This window comes from Shewanella sp. M16 (assembly GCF_018224605.1).
In the GTDB taxonomy this organism is placed as follows: Bacteria; Pseudomonadota; Gammaproteobacteria; order Enterobacterales; family Shewanellaceae; genus Shewanella; species Shewanella oncorhynchi.
In genome coordinates this window covers 130,084-152,966 of record NZ_JAGTUL010000005.1, presented here as the reverse complement: position 1 = coordinate 152,966, position 22,883 = coordinate 130,084, and the positions used below count along the sequence as shown (strand labels likewise).

At 47.2% G+C, this 22,883-nt stretch carries 20 protein-coding genes; 12 read left to right on the top strand and 8 right to left on the bottom strand.

Annotation, left to right across the window (positions count from 1 at the left end):
- Nucleotides 1-6 precede the first annotated feature (6 nt).
- From KFE26_RS05215 to KFE26_RS05200, 4 genes are all read right to left on the bottom strand, one after another.
- Nucleotides 7-915, bottom strand: a complete 909-nt coding sequence (locus KFE26_RS05215) for an FAD:protein FMN transferase (protein ID WP_173245239.1) — start codon at nt 913-915, stop codon at nt 7-9.
- A gap of 130 nt (nt 916-1,045) precedes the next feature.
- Nucleotides 1,046-2,365, bottom strand: a complete 1,320-nt coding sequence (locus KFE26_RS05210; protein WP_173245241.1) for a DUF3570 domain-containing protein — start codon at nt 2,363-2,365, stop codon at nt 1,046-1,048.
- Between the two features lie 164 nt (nt 2,366-2,529).
- On the bottom strand, nt 2,530-2,748 hold the full coding sequence (locus KFE26_RS05205; protein ID WP_212599841.1) for a DUF4266 domain-containing protein: 219 nt from the start codon (nt 2,746-2,748) through the stop codon (nt 2,530-2,532).
- 3 nt (nt 2,749-2,751) lie between these two features.
- Entirely contained in the window at nt 2,752-3,219 is a 468-nt protein-coding gene (locus KFE26_RS05200; protein WP_212599840.1) for a TlpA disulfide reductase family protein, read from the bottom strand.
- 374 nt (nt 3,220-3,593) lie between these two features.
- On the opposite strand from KFE26_RS05200, the gene hyaA reads away from it, so the two are divergent.
- From hyaA to hypA, 11 genes are all read left to right on the top strand, one after another.
- Complete coding sequence (gene hyaA, locus KFE26_RS05195) at nt 3,594-4,730, top strand: nickel-dependent hydrogenase small subunit (protein ID WP_028760176.1); 1,137 nt, start codon at nt 3,594-3,596, stop codon at nt 4,728-4,730.
- 3 nt (nt 4,731-4,733) lie between these two features.
- Entirely contained in the window at nt 4,734-6,437 is a 1,704-nt protein-coding gene (hyaB, locus tag KFE26_RS05190) for a nickel-dependent hydrogenase large subunit (protein WP_028760177.1), read from the top strand.
- A gap of 19 nt (nt 6,438-6,456) precedes the next feature.
- Nucleotides 6,457-7,131, top strand: a complete 675-nt coding sequence (gene cybH / locus KFE26_RS05185) for a Ni/Fe-hydrogenase, b-type cytochrome subunit (protein ID WP_028760178.1) — start codon at nt 6,457-6,459, stop codon at nt 7,129-7,131.
- Nucleotides 7,132-7,138: 7 nt separating this feature from the next.
- Nucleotides 7,139-7,696 carry a HyaD/HybD family hydrogenase maturation endopeptidase gene (locus KFE26_RS05180; RefSeq protein ID WP_028760179.1) on the top strand — a complete coding sequence of 186 codons (558 nt, stop codon included), beginning with the start codon at nt 7,139-7,141 and terminating at the stop codon, nt 7,694-7,696.
- A 3-nt stretch (nt 7,697-7,699) separates the two neighbouring features.
- Nucleotides 7,700-9,613, top strand: coding sequence for a NiFe hydrogenase (locus tag KFE26_RS05175; RefSeq protein WP_212599839.1), 1,914 nt, complete (start codon nt 7,700-7,702; stop codon nt 9,611-9,613).
- A gap of 94 nt (nt 9,614-9,707) precedes the next feature.
- Nucleotides 9,708-12,125, top strand: a complete 2,418-nt coding sequence (gene hypF, locus KFE26_RS05170; RefSeq protein WP_212599838.1) for a carbamoyltransferase HypF — start codon at nt 9,708-9,710, stop codon at nt 12,123-12,125.
- Nucleotides 12,126-12,312: 187 nt separating this feature from the next.
- The gene (hypB, locus tag KFE26_RS05165; protein WP_212599837.1) at nt 12,313-13,110 is read left to right on the top strand and encodes a hydrogenase nickel incorporation protein HypB; all 798 of its coding nucleotides are present in this window, start codon (nt 12,313-12,315) and stop codon (nt 13,108-13,110) included.
- Nucleotides 13,110-13,355, top strand: coding sequence for a HypC/HybG/HupF family hydrogenase formation chaperone (locus KFE26_RS05160; protein WP_028760183.1), 246 nt, complete (start codon nt 13,110-13,112; stop codon nt 13,353-13,355). The genes hypB and KFE26_RS05160 overlap by 1 nt, the downstream gene beginning before the upstream one ends.
- Nucleotides 13,356-13,417: 62 nt before the next feature.
- On the top strand, nt 13,418-14,557 hold the full coding sequence (gene hypD / locus KFE26_RS05155) for a hydrogenase formation protein HypD (RefSeq protein WP_212599836.1): 1,140 nt from the start codon (nt 13,418-13,420) through the stop codon (nt 14,555-14,557).
- On the top strand, nt 14,550-15,566 hold the full coding sequence (hypE, locus tag KFE26_RS05150) for a hydrogenase expression/formation protein HypE (RefSeq protein WP_131525471.1): 1,017 nt from the start codon (nt 14,550-14,552) through the stop codon (nt 15,564-15,566). The genes hypD and hypE overlap by 8 nt, the downstream gene beginning before the upstream one ends.
- Nucleotides 15,566-15,919: a hydrogenase maturation nickel metallochaperone HypA gene (gene hypA, locus KFE26_RS05145; protein ID WP_212599835.1), complete on the top strand. Its 354-nt coding sequence runs from the start codon at nt 15,566-15,568 to the stop codon at nt 15,917-15,919. The genes hypE and hypA overlap by 1 nt, the downstream gene beginning before the upstream one ends.
- 142 nt (nt 15,920-16,061) lie before the next feature.
- Here the strand turns inward: hypA and lpxM are convergent, their stop codons facing one another.
- From lpxM to pheS, 4 genes are all read right to left on the bottom strand, one after another.
- Nucleotides 16,062-17,000, bottom strand: a complete 939-nt coding sequence (lpxM, locus tag KFE26_RS05140) for a lauroyl-Kdo(2)-lipid IV(A) myristoyltransferase (protein ID WP_212599834.1) — start codon at nt 16,998-17,000, stop codon at nt 16,062-16,064.
- Nucleotides 17,001-17,104: 104 nt separating this feature from the next.
- Entirely contained in the window at nt 17,105-17,401 is a 297-nt protein-coding gene (ihfA, locus tag KFE26_RS05135) for an integration host factor subunit alpha (protein WP_006081370.1), read from the bottom strand.
- A 3-nt stretch (nt 17,402-17,404) separates the two neighbouring features.
- Nucleotides 17,405-19,792 (bottom strand): phenylalanine--tRNA ligase subunit beta, encoded by a 2,388-nt coding sequence (gene pheT / locus KFE26_RS05130; RefSeq protein ID WP_212599833.1) that lies wholly within the window; start codon nt 19,790-19,792, stop codon nt 17,405-17,407.
- A gap of 15 nt (nt 19,793-19,807) precedes the next feature.
- The gene (pheS, locus tag KFE26_RS05125) at nt 19,808-20,791 is read right to left on the bottom strand and encodes a phenylalanine--tRNA ligase subunit alpha (RefSeq protein ID WP_006081368.1); all 984 of its coding nucleotides are present in this window, start codon (nt 20,789-20,791) and stop codon (nt 19,808-19,810) included.
- A 468-nt stretch (nt 20,792-21,259) separates the two neighbouring features.
- On the opposite strand from pheS, the gene KFE26_RS05120 reads away from it, so the two are divergent.
- Nucleotides 21,260-22,780 carry a methyl-accepting chemotaxis protein gene (locus KFE26_RS05120; RefSeq protein ID WP_212599832.1) on the top strand — a complete coding sequence of 507 codons (1,521 nt, stop codon included), beginning with the start codon at nt 21,260-21,262 and terminating at the stop codon, nt 22,778-22,780.
- Nucleotides 22,781-22,883 lie beyond the last annotated feature (103 nt).

The window sequence follows — 22,883 nt, the reverse complement described above, 5'->3', positions numbered from 1 at the left end:
TGAGCCCTAACGGAAAATACTGAACTTAACACCTTGTTGCTGTAAAAAATCTTCCGCGTCTCGCCCCTGCAGCATAGCCATAGTGGCGAGCATACCTGCAGTCACGCAGTTTGGCCCTAACACAGTCACAGAGCGCGGCGCATGGATAACGGGATAGCCAGTGCGTGGGTCGACAATATGGCCGTAACGCTTTCCATCGACTTCAAAAAATCGCCGCGTATCGCCACTGGTCGCTAATGCACCCTGACTAATCGCTAGTACACTCGCAGCGTGATCGAGGTGTCGTGGGTCTTCAATTCCCACTTGCCATGGCGTCACTTTAGACACGGGACAAGCGATATCACCGCCAAAATTCACTAACACTGGAATGTCTGGATAGCATTCGGCTAACTCATAGGCGACTCTGTCGACCGCATATTCTTTTGCGATACCACCAAAATCCAATTTCATACCTGTTGGCATCTCAATATGACGCGAATCAAACTCGATACGCTCAAACCCCACTAAGGCTTTCGCGGCAAGTATGCGGCCATGTTCGGGCAATTGGGCTTTGGGATCAAAGCGCCACAGTTCCATTAACGGCCCAGCAGAAATATCAAAGAGTCCATCACTGAGCTGAAAACATTGTTTAGCAAAAGCCAATAACTGCCAGGTTTCTTCATCGATAAGCTGCTTATGACCATTGGCATGGTTTAATTGCCACAGACAATTCTGCGCAATAAAGCGACTGTACTTATGTTCGATACGCAGCGCCTCAGTGACAGCCATGTCCAACATATCGTCTGCAATATCAAATTGATCGCACCCAATGAGTATTTCACAGGGACTCGCCATGGCCCTAAATTCGCCCACATAACCCCAATCACGGCGCTGCAACGAATAAGGTGCGGTCTTTAGGGACGATGTCGACATCATAAATCACCTCTTCACATGGCATCCCACTGGGATTCCGATTGAATAAGTTCAGGGGTAAATTGAGTATGGGTAGCTAAGCTACCCATACAGTTTAACGCCTTGCTATCTGAGCCAGTAGCATTATTTCGTATTAAAAAGAATAACTAAACTGTGCTGTAATTGCCTTCTGAGTCGGAAACAGATCGAAGTTTTGCAGCTCTCCAGGAATTGTAGCGCCGTTATTTTTCGGATCCTGTTGGTAATACTCTAAGCGATACGACATTTCATGACCGCCCGATAATCTATGGCCAAATTTAACCCCAATCGTATAAGCCGACATATCACCGATACGATAATCGGCACTGGCAAACTCTGGCAGTGGCGTATCAGCCGTCAAGAAAGGTTGATAGAAGTTAGCCGCAGTTTGTTGGTAATAGCGCAGATGTAATTGACCATAGAAATTGCCGGTAAAGTAATACCGATAATGGGTTTCTAAGGTATGCGATGTGAGGTCCCAGTCATCGGTATTATAACGATAGGAAAAATCCACCACACCCGCATCTAATGCGCCTTTGGTCATCACGTAAAAACTGTGCTTCAAGCGCGAATCGGGGCGGCTCTCATACAATAAATCCTGAGTAATGCCGTTGTTATCCACCACACTGAGCACCTTGTAGGGATCAGTTAAATAGCCATTCACACTCGACAAGCCGTAATTGGCCTGCAACAACCAGCGCTGACTAAGCACTTGGGTGATACCTAACATCACATCCGCGGTCTGCTTATTATCACTGCCACCTTGACGGGTCGCATCGAATGCGCTGCGATAAGCTTCCTCACTGGTGAAGTTATCGCGAATGACCATCGAAGATAAATCCACCGGACGACCGCCAACGGGGTCAACCACATCGAAACTATAAGCCGTACCTAAAAATAAAGTGGTGTTGTCTTTATTGAACCCTCGCTCAATTCCGGCATTGATGCCCATTGACATATAATCAAACTCTTTCGAGCCATATGCGCCAACATTGAGTTTCCAATCTGGTGTTAGCACTTCACTCCAACCGACATTGGCTTGTACGCGAGTATCGTGAAAAGTGTCATCTAACGGCGTTTCCCCCGCTGAAACATGATATTGCCCATTACCTGATGGTCGAGTAAACGTTTGGCTGGTACTTTGGGCCACAGCGCCCGATGCTGAAGGACCCGTTAGACTGTCAACCACGAGTTTGAGATCCAGCACACTGTCATCGCCAAAGGCTTTTTGTGCTGTGCCTATAGCTTCGATGGCTTGTACTCTATCTTGCTCACCGTAATACATTAACGCAGCATCGATCTTCCAGTCGTCAGCTTTTTTAGATAATTCAGTCGCATGGCCACTTGTTGCAAACAGTCCACAACTGGCTAATGCGAGAGCACCCGCTATCTGCTTCGATTGTCTTGTATTTATTGGGTTCTTTTTTTGGGTCATAACTGACAACACCTGTAGGTCACTTCAATCTATTCAATACCGCGGGATTTCGCCCCAGATTTTAGAACATCTGCTCGTCACATTTGTTTTAGTACGTCTGTTCATTACATCTGTGCATTACATTTATTCGTTACATCTCAGGGCAAATAACACCAACGGAGAGTTTAGTTACAGCCACATCCGCCACCGGCAAATGCACGACCGCCGCTACTGCCTTCTTTACTAAAATAAATATGATCATCGAGTGCTAAGTCGAGCTTTTCACTGTCGAGCGCCATATCGCTGCGGGCCAGCTGGCCTTTCTCCCACGGCTGCACTCCTAAACTTGAACATCCACTCAAACCTGTGATGAGCGTTACTGCGACTAATGCGGGTTTAAGCATAAATTACTCCTTCAGTAAATTGACGAGTTCTTGCTCGTATTCAGCGGTTTTATCGACATAAAAGCCAACATGATGCTGTACTAACTGACCTTGTCGATTGAACATAAAACTGCTCGGCATGCCCAGCAAATCGAAACTGCGAGCGACATCACCTTCGGGGTTAAAACGCACTGAAAAATTGGCAGGGACTTGTTTTAAGAATTCCTGGGCTAACTCGTTATCTGTATCTAGGTTGATTGCCACAACAGCTAATCCCTGATCTTGATACTTTTTTTGTATTTCATTCATCCAAGGAAACGATTTACGGCAAGGGCCACACCAGGATGCCCAAAAATCGACATAGACGACTTTGCCTTTAAACTCACTCAGGGAAACAGCTTGGTTTTGCGCGTTAAACACTTGATAGTCCAGCGATGGCGCGGCTTGTACGCCTGCGGCCAATAAACTGAGTAACAATAATATTTTCTTCATAGCATATTCCGCATTAACGATTACGTTCGAATCTATTAACTGAATCTTAAGGTTTTCTTAAACAAGCTTATATAAGTTTAATTAACCTACTCACCACGCGAATGAACCATAGTTATCAGCATCGCCTTAATTACATGAGTGCTGATTAAGTGACCGATTTCATCCAAAATGGCAAATGTGAGACATTTTGTCCCATTAGAAAAAGTGAAATTAGATCTGCGTCATGTTAATTAAATGTCAAAATCAGTTCGGTCACATCTCTTAAAAATTCTTGATATACATCAATAATCTTTACACTCCAACGGCCTAAACTGACACTGTCAATTATGTAAACCCTTACCAATTTACATTTAAATAACAAAAAAGGTTGACCCATGGACACACATGCAGCCCTATATGAACAGGGAAAGGCGCGCTTAGATGCGTTACGCCAATTCGCTCCCCGTCAACAACAATCGCTGATTGAGAAAATGCAACAGCACGGCATTAGTCGCCGTGATTTTATGAAGTGGAGTGCCATGGTGACGAGCATGCTCGCATTACCCCTCCCCTTTAGTAACTTAGTAGCCGAAGCTGCAGAATTAGCCGATCGTGTACCCTTAATCTGGTTACATATGGCCGAATGTACTGGCTGCTCCGAATCTTTAATTCGTACCGATACCCCCAATCTAGACTCACTGATTTTCGATCATATTTCCTTGGAATATCACGAAACCTTAATGGCTGCAGCGGGTTGGCAAGCTGAAGAGAATCTCGAACATGCACTCGAAACTTACAAGGGCCGCTATTTACTGGCCGTTGAAGGGGCGATTCCGACTGCAAATAACGGCAGTTTCTTAACTGTGGGTTGTAAAGGCCACACAGGGTTAGAAATCATCAAGCATGCTGCTGAAGGCGCCGCCGCGATTATCTCTGTCGGCACTTGTGCGGCGTTTGGTGGGGTGCAAGCCGCTTATCCAAACCCAACGGGGGCTAAAGGCGTGCATGAAGTGGTCAGTAAACCCGTGATTAACTTAGGCGGTTGCCCACCGAGTGAAAAGAACATAGTCGGCACTTTGATGTACTTCATCATGTTCGGAAAATTACCTGCGCTGGATATGTTTAATAGACCTAAATGGGCTTACGGCGCACGGGTACACGATAACTGTGAACGCCGCGGCCGCTTCGATGCTGGTGAATTCGTTGAAGAATTTGGCGATCACGGTGCGAAAGAAGGCTACTGCCTTTATAAAGTCGGTTGTAAAGGTCCTTACACCTACAACAACTGCCCAACCGAGCGCTTTAACCATCACACTAGCTGGCCAGTACTCGCTGGACACGGTTGTATGGGTTGCTCAGAACCTAACTTCTGGGACGATATGGCTGACTTTGAAAAACCCCTTGGCCGTCAACTCCTCCATGGATTGGATGCGACCGCAGATACTATTGGTGCGGTGATTTTAGGCGCGACTGTGGTGGGCATTGGAGCCCATGCCGTTGCCAGTATTTTTGCCAAACCGCTGGAGGAATAACCCATGAGCAAGCGCGTTGTTATCGACCCTATCACACGTATCGAGGGTCACTTACGTATCGAAGTCGAAGTTGATGAAAATAACGTCATCAACAAGGCTTGGTCATCCTCCACACTTTGGCGCGGTATTGAAGTCATTCTCAAAGGCCGCACGCCTATGGATGTTGGCCTTATTGTGCAACGTATCTGTGGCGTATGTACCTATTCCCACTACCGCTGCGGTACTGAAGCGGTTGAAAATGCGTTAGGAATTCAAATTCCATTGAACGCAAGATACTTACGTTCATTAATGCAAACCTCTTTATACATGCACGACCATATTGTGCATTTCTACCATCTACACGGCTTAGATTGGGTTGATGTGGTTTCTGCACTGAGCGCCGATCCTGCTAAAGCGGCACAAGTTGCCCTGAAATACACAGACCATCCCATAGCGGCGGGTGAAGGTGATTTAAAAGCGGTACAAGAAAGAGTTAAAGGCTTTGTCGAAACGGGAAAATTAGGTCCATTTGCCAACGCTTATTGGGGCAACGGCACCTATAAATTTACCCCAGAGCAAAACCTTATCGCGCTATCTCACTACCTTAAAGCGCTTGAAGTACAACGTGTTGCGGCAGAAATGCTAGCCATTTTTGGTGGAAAATCACCACATCCACAATCCGTTGTTGTCGGTGGTGTGACTTCGGTGCGCGACATGCTCAGCCCTGCTCGCCTGCAGGAATGGAAGCAAAAACATGCGACCGTGACTGACTTTATCCTGCGTGCCTATCAAGCAGATATCGTGATGGCGGCAGAAGCCTTTGGTACTGAACCTAGCGTGTTGGGCGGCGTAAACGTGAAAAACTTCATGGCGACCGATGACTTTGTGTTAGCCAATGGCGAATACATGTTTAATCAAGGCGTGATCATGAATGGCGACCTTGCTGGCGTCAGTGATGTGAATCCAGATCTGATTGCCGAAGACGTCAGCCACGCTTGGTATAGCGCCGATGCACCGCAACATCCCTATGACGGTACAACGATTCCTAATTACACGGGTTTTGTTGAACGCGACACTGTCTACGGCAAATTGCCAACACTGGATGGTGATGGCAAATACTCATGGGTGAAATCTCCCCGTTATCAAGGTGAACCCGTCGAAGTGGGTCCACTCGCCTGCCTATTGGTGAGTTATGCCCGTGGTAACAAGGTGGTCGTGGATTCGGTTAATGGCCTGCTCGCTCGCACAGGTCTACCCGTTGCCGCCCTATTTACCACTTTAGGTCGCACCGCAGCCCGTATGTTGCAGACAGTTATCGTCGCCCAAGAAGGGTTAAAAACCTTTGATGCGCTGCTGACGAATATCCAGTCCGATGAATCTACCTATGTAAAACCCAATATTGATCCAAATAAAGAGTATGTAGGTCACGCCATGATCGAGGCGCCACGCGGCATGTTAAGCCACTGGATCCGCATTAAAAATGGAGTGATTGAGAACTATCAAGCCGTCGTACCAACGACCTGGAACGCAGGTCCTGTGGATGCCAACGGTAAAATGGGTCCCTATGAAGCCTCTTTAATTGGCTTGAAACTGGAAGATCCTACTAAGCCCCTTGAGGTGATACGTATTATTCACTCATTTGACCCTTGCATGGCGTGTTCTGTACACGTAATGGATTTCAAAGGCCAAGCATTGAGCGAGTTCCGTGTCAGTCCCAATGGTCAATAATCGAGGGAGGGAACGCAAAATGAACCATTCTGCAACCCGCATTCGGACACTGATTTTTAGTCCGGCAATACGGATTTTTCACTGGCTCAGGGCACTGTCAATTCTGGTGCTAGTGATCACCGGATTCTATATTGCTTGGCCGTTTCTTGTGGCGCCTGAAAGTACGGACGTACTCGTACAAGGCTGGATCCGCTTCGCTCATCTGATCTGCGGTTTTGTACTAACCGCAATCACTTTAGTGCGCTTCTACCTGTATTTTTTCAGCCGAAGCGACATTGAGCGGCGCTCATTTCGCGATGTCATGAGCGTAAAAAGCTGGATCACCCAGCTGAAATCTTACTTATGGATGGGGCACTTACATAAAGCCGGTGTCTATGGACCGCTGCAATTTGTGACTTATGTAGCAATCTCACTGGTCGCTCTTGTGATATGTATAACGGGTCTGGTGTTGTATGCCAATGTGTATCACCAAGGTTTAGGTGGCATGCTTTGGGGCAGCGCCGCTTGGATCACGGCACAAATGGGTGGGCTGGCACAAGTTAGGATTTGGCATCACTACCTCACTTGGGCATTTGTTATCTTTGTGGTTATCCACGTCTATATGGCGGTTTGGTCAGGGATACGCTTCAAACATAACTCAGTTGACTCGATTGTCTCTGGCTATGACTACCCAAAGCCAGACTCACACCACTAGGAGTCCAATGAAGATATTGCTACTCGGTATTGGCAATGTCCTGTACGCCGATGAAGGCATCGGCGTACATTTTGTCAATTATATAGCTGATAATTATCAGTTTACCCATGAGTCCCACCAGCTAAAGCTGCTCGATGGCGGCACCTTGGCTCAGGGACTTATCCCTATTATTTGCCAATACGATTATTTAATCGTGGTCGATACAGTTAATGCCAATGGCGTAGAAGCGGGCGAAGTCTATTTCTTCGATTTTGATAAAGCGCCGAAGGAAATCGACTGGCAAGGCAGCGCCCATGAAGTCGAAATGCTGCAAACCCTCAATATGATGGAAATGGTTGGCGACAGACCTAAGACCTTTGTGCTGGGCGTCACCCCAACCGTGCTCGAACCTATGGTGCTAGGCTTGACCCCTAAAGTCGCCGCCGCGGTACCTTTAATGGAATCAAGCTTGTTATCCCACTTAGCCTCCCTTGGGTTCACTGCGACGCGTGTTGCCGAGCATAGTATCGACTCGCTGATCCCTGACTCTTATAAACGTGGCGTTACTACTGGTGAAAGTATATAGAAGATGAAAAACATCAGATTTGATTTTACCTGCTCACGTCAGGTGCCTTTGTACGCGCATTTATGTAATCAATATCTAAATTATGATGAACTAAATATCAGCATAGGCTGTGATGGTCAACATAGCTCAGGTCAATATAGTGGCCAACATGACTTTGGCCCCCAAAGCTATTTTATTGAAGCTCAGGGCGAGCAAAACCAACTAGAACAATTGGCCGATGCCATTGCAGCGGACTTTTTGATTTCCGCTTGGTTGATTGACTCTAGTATTAAAGTCATCGACGAGCCCCAGGGCAGTAAAACCTTACTGCCCTTTCCACAGTCTGGATCAAGCCCTGCCATAGTGCCTTTTTGCCAGCATTGTTATCCGTTGATTGGCGATAATCAGTCGGCTAAGTTTGGCACACTCGATTTAATTTGCCCTTGCTGCAAGGGCGAAACACAATTAACGTCCGCACAAAAAGCGTTAACCTTGTCAGATATTAAAGCCATGGCACAGGGACTGCTGACACAAGGCCCGCTGATATTAGCGGCCGCCGATAATCTGCAACTTAGTCTGACACCGTTTGCTCAGCCCTTAGGCGAGCGGCCACAACTGTTAATTTGTAATCCCAATACGCTGAATGCCCATTTTTGTCTGAACGATGCGCAGGTACTCGCGCTTTCGAGTATTGAAAAGCCGCTTATCTGCGCGAGACCAACGCAAGAACACGACAAACTCAGTGCACCACTGTACGACATTTGCTTTGCCTACAGCCGAGTGATCTTAGTGCTCGGGGAAGTATTACGACAAAAAGGGGTCGATTGGGTTTACATTAAAGGGCCGCATAATAGGCCAAAGCTAGCTTGGGTCGATGGTGCTTGGGCACAAATCGCCAGTCACGATTTAAGCTCAACACAGGTTCAAACCAAGCACTTTATCGCTCCAGAACCCTTAAGGGAAAAAGTCAGTTTTCACGGCTATCAAGCCCAATGGCAAGCGGCGAAACGTTCACGATCGCACCAAGGCGAACTGAGTGTGGCAGTATTGACTCAAGTAGCGTCAAGTGAAGACAGTGATATTCATTGCACTAGTATGCTAAGCGATAATAATCAAAATACAGTCAACACAGAAAATCACACCCTTGCAGACGCAGCGCTATTCAGTGCGCTGCTCAACGGTAAGTTTACCAGTCATAAACAGGCAAAAAATGCCGCGGTCATTTACTTAAGCCATACCCATACGAGTCAAATTGTCACCTGCGATAATAAGGGCGACACTGAACTCTTCTTTGCCCTGCCCGAGCTGCCCGATAACGGTTACGAAATCTTCCATCAACTGGACAGCAGTCCGCAAAAAGCCGTAGCGCAAAAATTTAAGAGCCTGTTCCCCGAAGATTACCTAAAACTTTTAAGCCTGAAGCTTCACGGCAGACGGGACAACTTACAAAGCTTGTGGGCGATTGCTGCCATATTAATTGGCCTTAATACACAAGAAGAGACTCAAAGCCAAGCAAGGCTAAGCGATGCACTCATGGCCGCCGCCATGCGCTACCACGGTGCTAATGCACCGCGTATCGATTATCCGCTGACCAAAGGTGAAGCCCACCGCAGCCTAAATTGGTGTAAAACCTTAGGCACAGTGTTAAGTTTTCGTATTGCGGGTAATGACGATCCGAGTCAGCTCGCCTTTGCGATGCAAGACTCGCTGGCGGACTATTTATCTAACTGGATCGAGCATATCGATTTAAATATCGGCGTGCACAATATAGCCTTAGCGGGCAATGAATTAATCAATGAAACCCTGTGCAAACGCATCAGCTTACGCTTAGGCAAAAACTTCCCCTTAGTGGTCAATCGCAGCCTAGATTTAGACGGCGATAACTTAGTCGTTGGGGCACTTTACGTTAAGCAGCGCCAACTGAATGCCCATGATTAGGAGGCCAAAAGTTAAGTCACAACGTATGAAGCCACATAGGCACAATAGTCGCCACAAAAAGCACAGTGACCTGCAGATAAAACGAAGGCTGGCATTGGAATACCTTGTCCACAAGGGAGCCACGTTAAAGCGTTGTCAGTTGCACGTCACTGGCATAGTACAAGGGGTGGGATTTCGCCCCTTTGTCTATCGTTATGCCCTTGAGTTTCAACTGACGGGTACTGTGCTTAACAATGCCAAGGGCGTGACCATTGAGCTGCAAGGTAATGATGAAAACCTCACTCGCTTTATCACTGTACTCAATACCACTCCACCACCACTCGCCCGTATCGACAATATCAGCCAAATACCACTGCCGATTTTATTAAGCGAAACCACGTTTGAGATTATAAAAAGCGACAGCCATGAGGACGATGACCCAAGTTCACCGATAGGTGCACTGGTGGCAGTATCGGCAGATAAAAGTACCTGCCAAGATTGCTTGAACGACATGCATAATCCTGATGATCGCCACTTTGGCTATGCCTTTACCAACTGCACTAACTGTGGCCCTCGATACACGATTATCAATGCTTTACCCTATGATAGACACAACACCGCCATGGCCGATTTTGACATGTGTCCCGAGTGCGCCAAAGAATATCAAAACCCACTCGACCGCCGCTACCATGCCCAGCCCGTGAGCTGCCCCGCCTGTGGCCCCAGACTCAGTTTAAAAACACCGCAAGGGGAATACATCCTTCCCAATGCCTCAAATGTCAGCGCACCTGAATTGAGTACGGACCTTGCGGTACTGACAGCAGCGGCTGACAGATTACGCCAAGGGCAGATTCTGGCAATTAAAGGATTGGGTGGATTTCACTTAATCTGTGATGCCCGAAGTGACTATGCCGTCAACGCACTCCGGCTGCGAAAACAGCGCCAAGCCAAGCCGCTAGCGGTGATGATGGCGGATATCACCATGGTGCAGCACTATGTCACAGGGACGGATGCCGAGTGGCGAGTGCTGAGTTCGCAAGAAAGGCCCATAGTGCTGATGAGCAGCCGAGCCGAACATGATCTCAGCTTAGCTGTCGCCCCCAATCTGAATAAACTCGGGGTATTTTTACCCTACACACCGCTACATCATTTGCTATTAGGTCTCTTCAAAGGGCCATTAGTTGCAACCAGCGCCAATGTTTCCGGTGAACCTATCATCACTGATTGTGATGAGCTTATTAGTCACTTAAGCCATGTGGTGGATGCGATAGTCGATCATAATCGGCCGATTATTAATGGCTGTGATGACAGTGTGGTGCAAGTGATCCAGCCGCAACTTGATTCCTCCGCAGAGGTGCAAGTATTGCGCCTCGCCCGCGGCTATGCACCGTTAAGTTTCCCCTTAGAGATACCGCTGACCCCATCGATTTTGGCCGTGGGCGCACAGCAAAAAAATGCCATCGCCTTAGGCTTTGGCAATAATGTGTTTTTAAGTCCCCATATTGGCGACCTGTTCAGTGTCAGCGCCGAGCAGTATTTTGAGCGCACCTTAGCCACTTTTGCTCGGTTGTATCACTTTACGCCAAATCTTATTATTTGCGATAAACACCCAGATTATGCCCCTTCACGCTGGGCTGAAATGCACTCAAACTCGAGTGTAAAACTCAGCGATACCCGTCAAAATCAATGTTTATCGGTGCAACACCACCATGCCCATGTGCTCAGCGTAATGGCAGTTAACCAATATCGAGATCCCGTACTCGGCTTTAGTTTCGATGGCACTGGACTTGGGGAAGATGGCAGTTTATGGGGTGGTGAAGTGCTCCTCACTACGCTCGATAAAGCCGAGCGACTGGCATATTTTGAACCCATCGCCCTGCTGGGCGGCGAGCAAGCGATTAAGCAACCCGTTAGGTTGTTACTGGCATTATTATTCGAGCAAATGAGCCTCGATGCTGTACTCGCATTGCAATTACCTATATTAAACAACATGCGCCCAAACACTCTGACTAACTTACATAAGATCTGGCAGAACGACAGTGCGATAAAAACCTCCTCTGTCGGACGACTGTTCGATGCCCTCGCCTGCGCCTTAGGTTTAATCGAAACCACACTGTTTGAAGGCCAAGCGGGCATGGCAATAGAAGCCGCGGCCAATCGCGCCGATGCATTAGCCCTTGAAGTCATTTCGCTTAACTTACCTCTTGACATCGACCAGTGGCGAAGCAGTGAGATGTTCAAGCAAGTTGTTGAATTGATTACAGCACAACCGCTAACAGACAATAGATGCTATGCCATCGCCCGCGCCTTTTTACACACCTTAGGTGATGCTATTTGTGATTATGCTGCCCAGTATCAACACCTCCCAACCGTGCTCTGCGGTGGCGTATTTCAAAATAAATATCTATTGGAATACTGCCTGAGCAAGCTCAGCGCCCAAGGAAATAAAGTGTTATCCAGTAAACAGATCCCCATCAATGATGGCGGCATCGCCCTAGGCCAACTTTGGTATGGCATTCATCAGAGTCAATAACCTTACTTATTTGATAACCCCTGATGTTCGCTCGCCATTTTTATCCCCATAAACCTGACGAACATCAAAGATCCGTAGCGCAATTTGTATCACACTCAACATTAGCGTAACCAAATTAACGATTCGTACATCAATCATTATTTGTCAGGCAAAGTCCTCGTACTCTGCCGATACAAGGAGAGGTAAAATGTGTAAAGACTGCGGCTGCTCCCTTACCCGCCACGACCATGATCATCTAGGCGCGCATGCCCATAGCCATGAGCATAATCATGACCATTCACATACTCATGAGCATAGCCATCAAGAGTTACACACAAATCCTCAGTTAAACGATAAAAAAACCTTGTCAGTCATCCACAAAATTTTAGATAAAAATGATGTCGAAGCTGGACATAACCGCGCCCACTTTGAGGCACATAACATTACTGCCTTCAACATCATGAGTAGCCCGGGCAGTGGCAAAACCACCCTATTAGAAAATCTCAAAGAATACACGCAGCTCAACTATGCGGTGATCGAGGGCGACTTAGAAACCTCCCGCGATGCCGACCGCCTCATCACTAAAGGCATTAAGGCCTATCAAATTCAAACGGGCAGCGCCTGTCACCTCGACGCCTTTATGGTGCACGGTGCCCTACATCATCTGCCGCTTGAAGGACTCGATATTTGCTTTGTCGAAAACGTCGGTAATCTCGTCTGCCCAGCCAGTTATGATGTGGGCACTCACAAAAATATCGTGCTGCTATCAGTGCCAGAAGGTGATGATAAGATTGAAAAATATCCTGTGATGTTCCGCCGCGCCGATGTAGTTTTTATCACTAAGTGCGATCTACTGCCCTATTTTGATTTCAAGATGGACGAAGCCAGAGCGCAGCTTAAAAAACTCAATCCAGCAACTCAAATTATTGAAGTCTCAATTAAAGATGGCGACTCCATGCAGGCTGTAGCCGCTTGGCTTAAAGACAATATTCGAGGTGCACAATAATGTGCTTGTCCATACCTTCCCAAGTGGTGGCGGTCGATATTGAGCGCCAGAGTGTCACCGTCGATACCTTAGGCGTGCGCCGCGATGTCAGCAGTCATTTAATGAATGAGCCACTGGAAATTGGCGACTATGTGTTGATCCATATTGGTTTTGTGATGAACAAAATTGATAAGGAAGATGCGCAGCAAAGCATTGATCTATACAAAGAAATCGTCACTAAGCTTGAAAATGAAGCCATACACTGACCATCAGCAGTGCAGGATTAAGTCGCAAGGCGCACCCCTATCGAGTGCACCGAGGAAAAAGCATGCTTGAACTAAAACACCTCTATCAAGGCTTTCGCGATCCCCAAACGATTGCCAATTTAGCACGGGATATTCGGTTAACCGCTAAATTGGTTAAGCAACAAATCAATATCATGGAAGTCTGTGGCGGCCATACTCATACGATTATGAAATACGGCTTGCTAGATTTACTGCCAGATAATATTGAATTTATCCATGGTCCTGGCTGCCCAGTGTGCATTATGCCTAAAGAGCGCATCGACCAAGCCGCGGCGCTTGCCTCCCAAGAAAATGTTATTCTTGTGACTCTGGGCGATATGATCCGCGTGCCCGGTTCTCAAGGCTCTTTAGCCAGTTTTAGGGCCAAGGGCTGCGATATTCGCCCAATTTACGATCCCTTAGATACGCTCAAAATTGCCCGCGACAATCCCGATAAAACCGTAGTGTTCTTCGCCATTGGCTTTGAAACCTCAACCCCAATGACAGCAATTTTGTTACAACTGGCCGAACAAGAAAAACTCGAAAATCTACTGTTTCATATCAATCATGTATTAGTGCCACCCGCAATTGATGCCGTGATGCACGACCCAAAAGCGAGGGTCAACGCCTTTATCGGCCCAGCCCATGTAAGCGTGATCAGTGGCGCAAAAATCTATCGCAGCACAGTCGAAAACTATGGCACGCCCTTAGTGGTGGCGGGATTTGAGCCCGTCGATGTGATGGAGTCGATTTTACGGATTGTGCGCCAAAAAGCCGCAGGTAAAGCGGAGCTCGATATCCAATACAGCCGCGCAGTATCGGAGGACGGCAACCTCACGGCGCAGGCCAAAGTAAATCAATTCTTCAATGTCAGACCGCAATTTCGCTGGCGTGGACTAGGCCCAATCCCCAATTCAGCGCTGCAGCTTAAACCCGAATATGCCCACAGAGACGCCGAACTGCGCTTTAAAGACCGCCTACCCGTGAAGGAAATTGACGATCATAAAGCCTGTCAGTGTGGTGATATTCTTCGTGGGCTTGCTAAACCAAAGGACTGTAAAGTGTTTGGCCGCGGCTGCAATCCCGAAACGCCCTTAGGCAGTTGCATGGTCAGCTCCGAAGGTGCCTGCAATGCCTATTACCGCTATCAAGGTATCGATATCAAGGAGCCACATCATGGCTGATACGCTTAAAGATAAATCCATTCAACTCAGCCACGGCGGTGGCGGCAAAGAAATGAATAAACTGATCCGTGATCTGTTTTTTGCCGAGTTTGATAACCCAATCCTTCGCAGCGAAGAAGACGCTGCCAAACTCGATTTGCACGGTGCCAACGCCTTTACCACAGACTCTTTCACCGTATCCCCTTTATTTTTTGCCGGTGGTGATATCGGCAAGCTTGCCATCGCAGGCACAGTCAACGATCTCGCTATGATGGGCGCAGAACCTCAGTATTTGAGTTGTAGTGTGATCATCGAAGAAGGCTTTTCTATCAAGGATTTAACTACGATTGTCCGCAGTATGGCGAAAGAATTAAAACACAGTGGTGCACGGATTGTCTGCGGCGACACTAAAGTCGTACCCAAGGGGTGCGCCGATGGTTTATTTATTAATACCTCAGGCATTGGTCGTATCTTGCGTCCCAATATTTCCGCGGCGAATGTCACGGTGGGCGATGCCATTATTGTCTCCCGTGATATCGGCTGCCACGGTGCAGCGATTTTAATGGCGCGTGAAGGACTCACGCTCGAATCAGCATTACAAAGTGACTGCGCGACGCTCTGGCCCATAGTCGAGCAATTGATCGCCGCCAATATTCCCATTCATGCGATGCGCGATGCGACACGCGGCGGCTTATCGGCGGTGCTGAACGAATGGGCTGTCGCCTCCAATGTTGGTATCACAGTAAATGAAGCCAGTATTCCCGTAAGCGATGAAGTCAAAGGTCTGTGCGAACTCTATGGTTTCGAAGCCATGGATCTTGCCAACGAAGGCACTTTCATCCTCGCCGTCCCCAACGACATCGCCTTAGGTGCGCTCGAGATCATGCAACGCTTTGGGCGCTGTGAGCATGCAGCGATTATCGGTACTGTGAGTGATGATTTAGTGGGGAAAGTCGTGCTAAGAACACCTTGGAATACTAAGCGTTATCTCGATCTTCCCCAAGGTGAACTGCTGCCAAGGATTTGCTGATGCACGAATATTCGATTGTGAGTGCCCTGATTGAGCAATGCGAACAGCACGCGCTGGCCAATCATGCCGATAAAATCACCCGAGTGGATATCAAGCTGGGCGTCATGAGCGGGGTTGAACCTAGCCTGCTACAAACCGCCTTCGATACCTTTAAGCTCGATGGGATTTGCAAAGAAGCCATACTCAATATGCAAATTCAGCCGCTAGTGATACTTTGCCAAGACTGCCAGACTGAATCCGTACTGAGTGAGCGCACGGTCGTCTGCCCTGCATGTCAAAGCTTTCGTACTCGCGTACTCGATGGCGAAGATATGTTACTGATGCAACTTGAGATGGAACAAGATGAAGATTAAATCCTGCATTGGTAACAGCACAGTCGATAAAGATCTCAATCAATAAAGAGTCCTATCAGCAAGAATATTCCTCAAAAAAATGGCTTTGAGCAATCAGCGCTCAAAGCCATTTTAAACCACACTATTTCAGTCACGCTACATCTCAGCTGTAGATAGAAACTTCACCCTCTGGGCGCGTCTTGAGAACGCGCAGGAACCACATATACTGCTCTGGGTAAGCTAAGATAACTTGCTCGACCACTTTGTTCAGTGCCAACGCCTCATTTTCTTTGCCCACCATTTCTTCAGGCGCAACGGCCGCCATCACGGTGAGATCAAATTGGCGTGTCGCTTGGTTGTAGCCAATCTTTACTGGCAGCACTTGGGCATTACCCGCCTGCGCTAAACGCCCAACAACAGGTAGCGTTGCCTTCACTGTGCCTAAAAAAGGCGCAAACACGCTTTGTTCAGGACCTAAGTCTTCATCGGGAAGATAAAAGAAACTGTTACCGCGCTTAAGCTCAGCCAATAACGCCCGAATGCCCGCCTCGCGCATATACACATGGCCACCACAACTGCTGCGTACACGATTACTAAACCAATTGAATAACCCGTTTTTATGGGCTTTGGCCATAGTCACCATAGGCAACTCAAGGTTAAGGCGTAAACCAGCATAATCGATTGGCCACACATGGGGCATGATAAAAATGATCGGCTGCCCCGCAGCCTGCGCTTTAGTCACATGCTCAAAGCCGATTAAATTGACTCTACGACGTAAATGCGCTTTTGAGCGCACCAGCAATTCACCCTGTGCTAACAACACCAAAACGAAGTTTTGCACGTTCTCACGGATTAACACTTCAATCTCGGCGGTGGATTGATTAGGAAAGCACGCCCTTAAGTTGGCTCTGGCAACGCTAATGGGCTTTTTGGCAATTGGCATCACTATTTTTGCCAATAATCTTGCAATAGGATCACGCAGCCATGCGGGCATGAGTCCGAAAATCACTAATAGACCAATCACTAACCAAGTGGCCCAGTATCTAGGGTGTAATAAGGCGAGTTTAAAACGACGGTCAAAATGTTTGGGCTGTCTTGACAAAGAATTCACCTCAGACAGTGGATAAAAACAATGGAGATATTGCACGAAAAAATAAACAGGAAAGCCACTCTCTAAGGAGTGGCTTTCCCATCAAACAAACGAAATTACTTACCCGTGTTTGCTGCTTCTACACGAGTTTTCAGCTTTTGGCCGGGACGGAAAGTCACGACACGACGAGCAGAAATTGGGATATCTTCGCCTGTTTTTGGGTTCCTTCCCGGTCTTTGATTCTTGTCCCTAAGGTCAAAGTTGCCAAAGCCAGATAACTTGACCTGCTCACCACTTTCAAGTGCGCCCCGAATCTCTTCAAAGAACGACTCAACCATCTCTTTGGCGACACGTTTGTTCATTCCGAGTGTTTCAAAAAGATGTTCTGCCATTTCGGCTTTGGTAAGTGCCATACTTTAATCCCTCAACGATGCGTTGAACTCGGACTTAAGGGCAGAAACGACTGAACCAACGGTCTCAGCAATCTCTTTTTCCTCAAGCGTACGAGTAGTGTCTTGTAATGTAAGTGCTATCGCCAGGCTCTTCTTGCCAGGTTCAACACCTTTACCTAAGTATACATCGAACAAGTTTATGCCAACCAACTGATTTTCGCCAACTTTTCTTATCAATTTCATTACATCACCTGCAGATACACTCTCATCTACTACGACTGCGATGTCACGACGATTAGCTGGAAACTTAGATACAGCTTGGGCTAGCGGCAAACTGGTATGCAATAAAGCATCCAATTCCAACTCAAAAACGATGGTTTTACCATTGAGTCCAAAAGGCTTCTCCAAACTAGGATGGATTGCACCTATATGACCGATCACTCGATCATTTCTCAATATTTCAGCACATTGCCCCGGATGGAGAGCAGAATGCGTCGCTCCTCTAAAGCTAAATTCTGATGCGGAAACTGTCAAGCCGATAATTGCTTCTAAATCACCTTTAAGGTCGAAAAAATCAACAGTTTTCGATTCCATAGCCCAATGTTCATCATTTTGGAGCCCAGTAATGACACAAGCGAGCATTGCTTGCTGTCTTACACCGGATTCTGCATTGATATCAGGAACAAAGCGCAGACCAGTTTCAAAAAGTCTCACGCGACTCTGTTGACGACTTTGGTTGTAGCCAACGGCGGCCAATAAACCGGTGAACATTGACAGGCGCATGGCCGACATTTCACTGGAAATTGGGTTTGGTAACACCATAGCGTCTAAACCAGGATGAACCAGATTTTGCAATTTTGGATCGACAAAGCTGTAGGTTACCGCTTCTTGGAAACCACGAGCGACCAATAAGGCACGCACGCGTTTTAGGCTTAAGTCAGATTCTTTATGATCTGACATACGCAGCGCAGCAACAGGCGCCGTATTCGGGATATTGTTATAACCGTAAATACGGGCAACTTCTTCGATCAAATCTTCTTCAATCGCCATATCAAAACGATAAGTCGCGGTAGTGACCTGCCAACTATCTTGGCCAACAACCACACTAAAACCTAAACGTTGTAGGATTTCAACGACATCGCTATCAGGTACATGATGACCTAAAATTCGATCTAACTTGCTGCGACGTAAAACGATTTGTGCAGGTTTGGGTAAATCAGCCTCTGATTTAGCCTCAACTACAGGGCCAGCTTCACCGCCACAGATATCCAGTACTAAACGCGTAGCACGGTCGATAACCTTGTGTTGCATCTCAGGGTCAACACCACGCTCAAAGCGGTGTGATGAATCTGTGTGCAAACCTAAACGACGTGACTTACCCATAATGGCGAGCGGCGCGAAGAAGGCACATTCAAGCAGTATGTCTTGGGTCGTGTCGCTCACGCCTGAATATTCGCCGCCAAACACACCAGCAAGGGCTAATGGACGCACATCATCGGCGATCACTAAGGTATCGCTTGGGATGGTCACTTCGCTGCCATCAAGCAGGGTGATTTTCTCTTCGCCAGTGCCTAAACGCACTTGGATATCGCCTGTTAATTTGGCAAGATCGAAAGCGTGCATAGGTTGACCGAATTCAATCAACACAAAGTTAGTGATGTCTACGATAGGATCGATAGAGCGAATACCGCTACGGCGCAGTTTTTCCTGCATCCATAATGGCGTAGGCGCTTTCACATTAACGTTTTTAACCACACGGCCTAAGTAACGTGGACACGCTGCAGGCGCGTTAACGTTAATCGTGACCTGTGCATCTGTCGTTGGCGTAACGGCTTGCCACTGTGGCTCAACCACTGTTTGGCGGTTTAACACGCCCACTTCACGGGCAAGACCTGCCATACCTAAGCAATCGGCACGGTTAGCCGTTAAATCCACATCGATAACGGCATCATTAAGTTGCAGATAGTCGCGGATGTCAGTGCCTAATGGCGCGTCCAATGGCAATTCGATAATGCCATCGCTTTCGACGTTAATGCCAAGCTCGCTGTACGAGCACAACATGCCTTCTGATGGCATGCCACGCAGCTTGGCTTTCTTGATTTTGAAATCGCCAGGTAATACGGCGCCAACCATAGCCACGGCCACTTTAAGACCCTGACGGCAGTTTGGTGCACCGCAGACGATATCGATAAGTTCACTACCACCAACGTTGATTTTGGTCACGCGCAGTTTATCGGCATCGGGATGCTGACCACACTCAACCACTTCACCAATCACTACACCGCTAAAATCGGCAGCTACGGCTTCAACGTCATCGACTTCGAGACCGGCCATAGTGATCTGGTGGGATAATGCTTCACGGCTGACTGAAGGGTTTACCCATTCACGAAGCCAAGATTCGCTAAATTTCATGCTATTACAGCTCCGTTATTTAAATTGCTTCAGGAAACGTAGGTCGTTTTCGAAAAACGCACGTAAATCGTTTACGCCGTAACGCAACATAGTTAAGCGCTCGACACCCATACCAAAAGCAAAACCAGAGTATTTTTCTGGATCTATGCCAACGCTGCGCAGCACATTCGGATGTACCATACCGCAGCCAAGCACTTCTAGCCATTTACCATTTTTGCCCATCACGTCCACTTCCGCTGAAGGTTCAGTGAATGGGAAGTAAGATGGACGGAAACGCACTTGCAGATCTTCTTCGAAGAAATTACGCAGGAAGTCATGCAAAATGCCTTTCAATTCAGCAAAGTTAACATGCTCATCAACCAACAACCCTTCCACTTGGTGGAACATAGGCGTGTGAGTTTGGTCGTAATCGTTACGATAAACACGACCAGGAGAAATAATGCGTAATGGTGGCTTTTCAGTTTCCATAGTACGGATTTGCACGCCCGAAGTTTGGGTACGCAGCATCAGTTTAGGATTGAAATAAAAGGTATCATGATCAGCACGCGCAGGATGGTGCTCAGAGATATTCAGTGCGTCGAAATTGTGGAAATCATCTTCAATTTCAGGCCCCTGCTTTACCGAGAACCCTAATTCCCCGAAAAAGGTTTCGATGCGCTCAATGGTTCGAGTCACAGGATGTAAGCCACCGATCTCTTGGGTGCGGCCTGGCAAAGTCACATCAATCTTTTCGGCGATTAATTTGGCTTCCAATTCCGAACTTTTCAGACCATCGATACGCTCAGTTAATTTTTGTTGAATCGCCTGTTTAGCATCATTGACCGCTTGGCCAAAGGCGGGCTTTTCTTCAGGGCTTAAGCTACCCATCATTTTCATCATGTCGGTGATCTTACCTTTCTTACCAAGGTAATCGACACGGATATCATCCAGTGCTTTTAGATCACTGGCCTGGTCAATAATGACTAAGGCTTGTTCTACGATCTCAGTTAACTGCTGCATTTTCTCTTCCACTGCATAGTCGCGCTTGATAAACAAGTGCTATGGGCGCCAAACTTTCAGGCTATTTGGGTGCTCAGGTTATCGGGCGTTAATGCCAGACGCTTTGCTAGCTATAACGAAATAAAAGGATAGAAATTTTACGCGAGCGAGCGGCATATTACTAGGGCTTATTGGGAGTTTTTATCATGCAAATTCATGTGTTACCCCAGTTTGGAGCCTGAGTTTTGCTCAAGGGAAACCCAAACCTCGATTCTGACGTAAACAACTTCCGCTTTCTGCCACTAGCAGCATTTGTAACTAAACTGTAAACTCACACCTGTACCTTGCCAAAATTGCAGCAAACAACACAATAACGACTGCAATTAGACTACATTAACCATATAAATCATTACAAAACAGAAAACTATAAAGTCTATGGCAAACTGACCGATATAAATTCGGTTTATAGCCCATTTTATCGAGGCACTCATGAAAGAAGTAAAATTTCGCTGGATAGATCAATATCTTATCCATATGACCTTAAAAACTAAATTCGCTATTCTCTCTATCGTTCCCATGTTAATGATTGTCGGACTGGCGCTTTTCCTAGATAACCAATCCCAGCAAACCTTAATTCAAGGACAGCTCAACAGTCTGCAAAATGCTTCACAACAAATCAACCAAGTCACTGGCAGCTTATATAACAAACTACCAGAGCCAGAACGCCAAACTATCCTTAGCCAGCTAAGTCGCGAAATTGAAGGTAATGTCAGCATTGTTTCGGTAAATGAAGCCGATAGCAAAGCCCAATCCATCGCTCGCAGTGGTGGTGGTATTGATGATAGCGGTAAGCAACCTAGAGCTGTGAGTCGTGTTAACGATCAAAACCTGATCACGATTATTCCCCTAGACAGCAAAGAAATTGACGCCTTGCTCGCCAACGATAACCTACTGGTTTATGGCCTAATGGCGGCACTCTTGTTTGTGCTATTTTTGTTCAGCTATTACATTTCAACCTTCGTAGGCGGCGCACTTTATACGACGGTGATGGCATTAAAACGGGCCGCATCGGGTGATTTAACGGGGCGTTTAAACTTCTTCGAAGTGAAGGACGAGTTCAGTATCTTAGCCATCAGCATAGATACCTTAGTAGAACGTCAACATACCTTAGTAAAGCAAATCGCAGAATCGACAGCTAAAATACGCGAAGTTGTATCATCGTTTCGTAACACAGCGCAGCAAGGTCAATCCTTGGCGGTAAACCAGAGACAACATCTGGACTCCTTAGCGACGGCAATGGAAGAAATGACTGCCGCAGTGAAAGAAGTTGCCCGCAATGCCGAACAATCCTCAGCCGAAACCCAAGAAGCCAATCAACAGGTTAGCGCGGGCGGGAAAGATATTGAAACCACAGTTAAGGCTATCGACGTGTTATCAGATGAAATCTCTGCGGCCTCAAATGCGGTAGGTGTACTCAATGACAACGCCAGTAAAATTGATGAAGTGGTGTCAACCATTAATGCGATTTCCCAGCAAACCAACCTACTCGCCCTCAACGCAGCGATTGAAGCGGCACGCGCCGGTGAACAAGGTCGTGGCTTTGCCGTGGTGGCAGATGAAGTACGTACTTTAGCGGGGAGAACTCAGGCCGCTACGGTTGAAATCAAAACCATGATCGAATCACTTCAATCGGGTACTCGCAATCTGACACAAGTGATGTCACGTACTGTGAATCAAGCTAATGAAGGTAAACAACACGTACTGCAAACGGGTAAAGACTTAGAGTTTATCGCCCACCACAGCAACAAAGTGTTTGAAATGAGTGTGCTAATTGCGACCTCGGCCGAAGAGCAGTCGGCAGTGGCCAACGAGATTGCGACTAACTTAATGGAAATTCGCAACCAATCACACGATGTGGAGCAATCGGCCAACCAGTCGGTTTCAGGTTGTGATGAGCTGCAAGCAACAGCTGGTCAACTTGATCAGTTGATGGTGGGATTAAAAATCTAGTCGAGCATTATTTGATGGAATTTAAATTCACTTAACACCCAAAATGCACAAGGGAGCGAATCGCTCCCTTGTTGTTTTCATTCTGACGGTCACTTTCCAATCA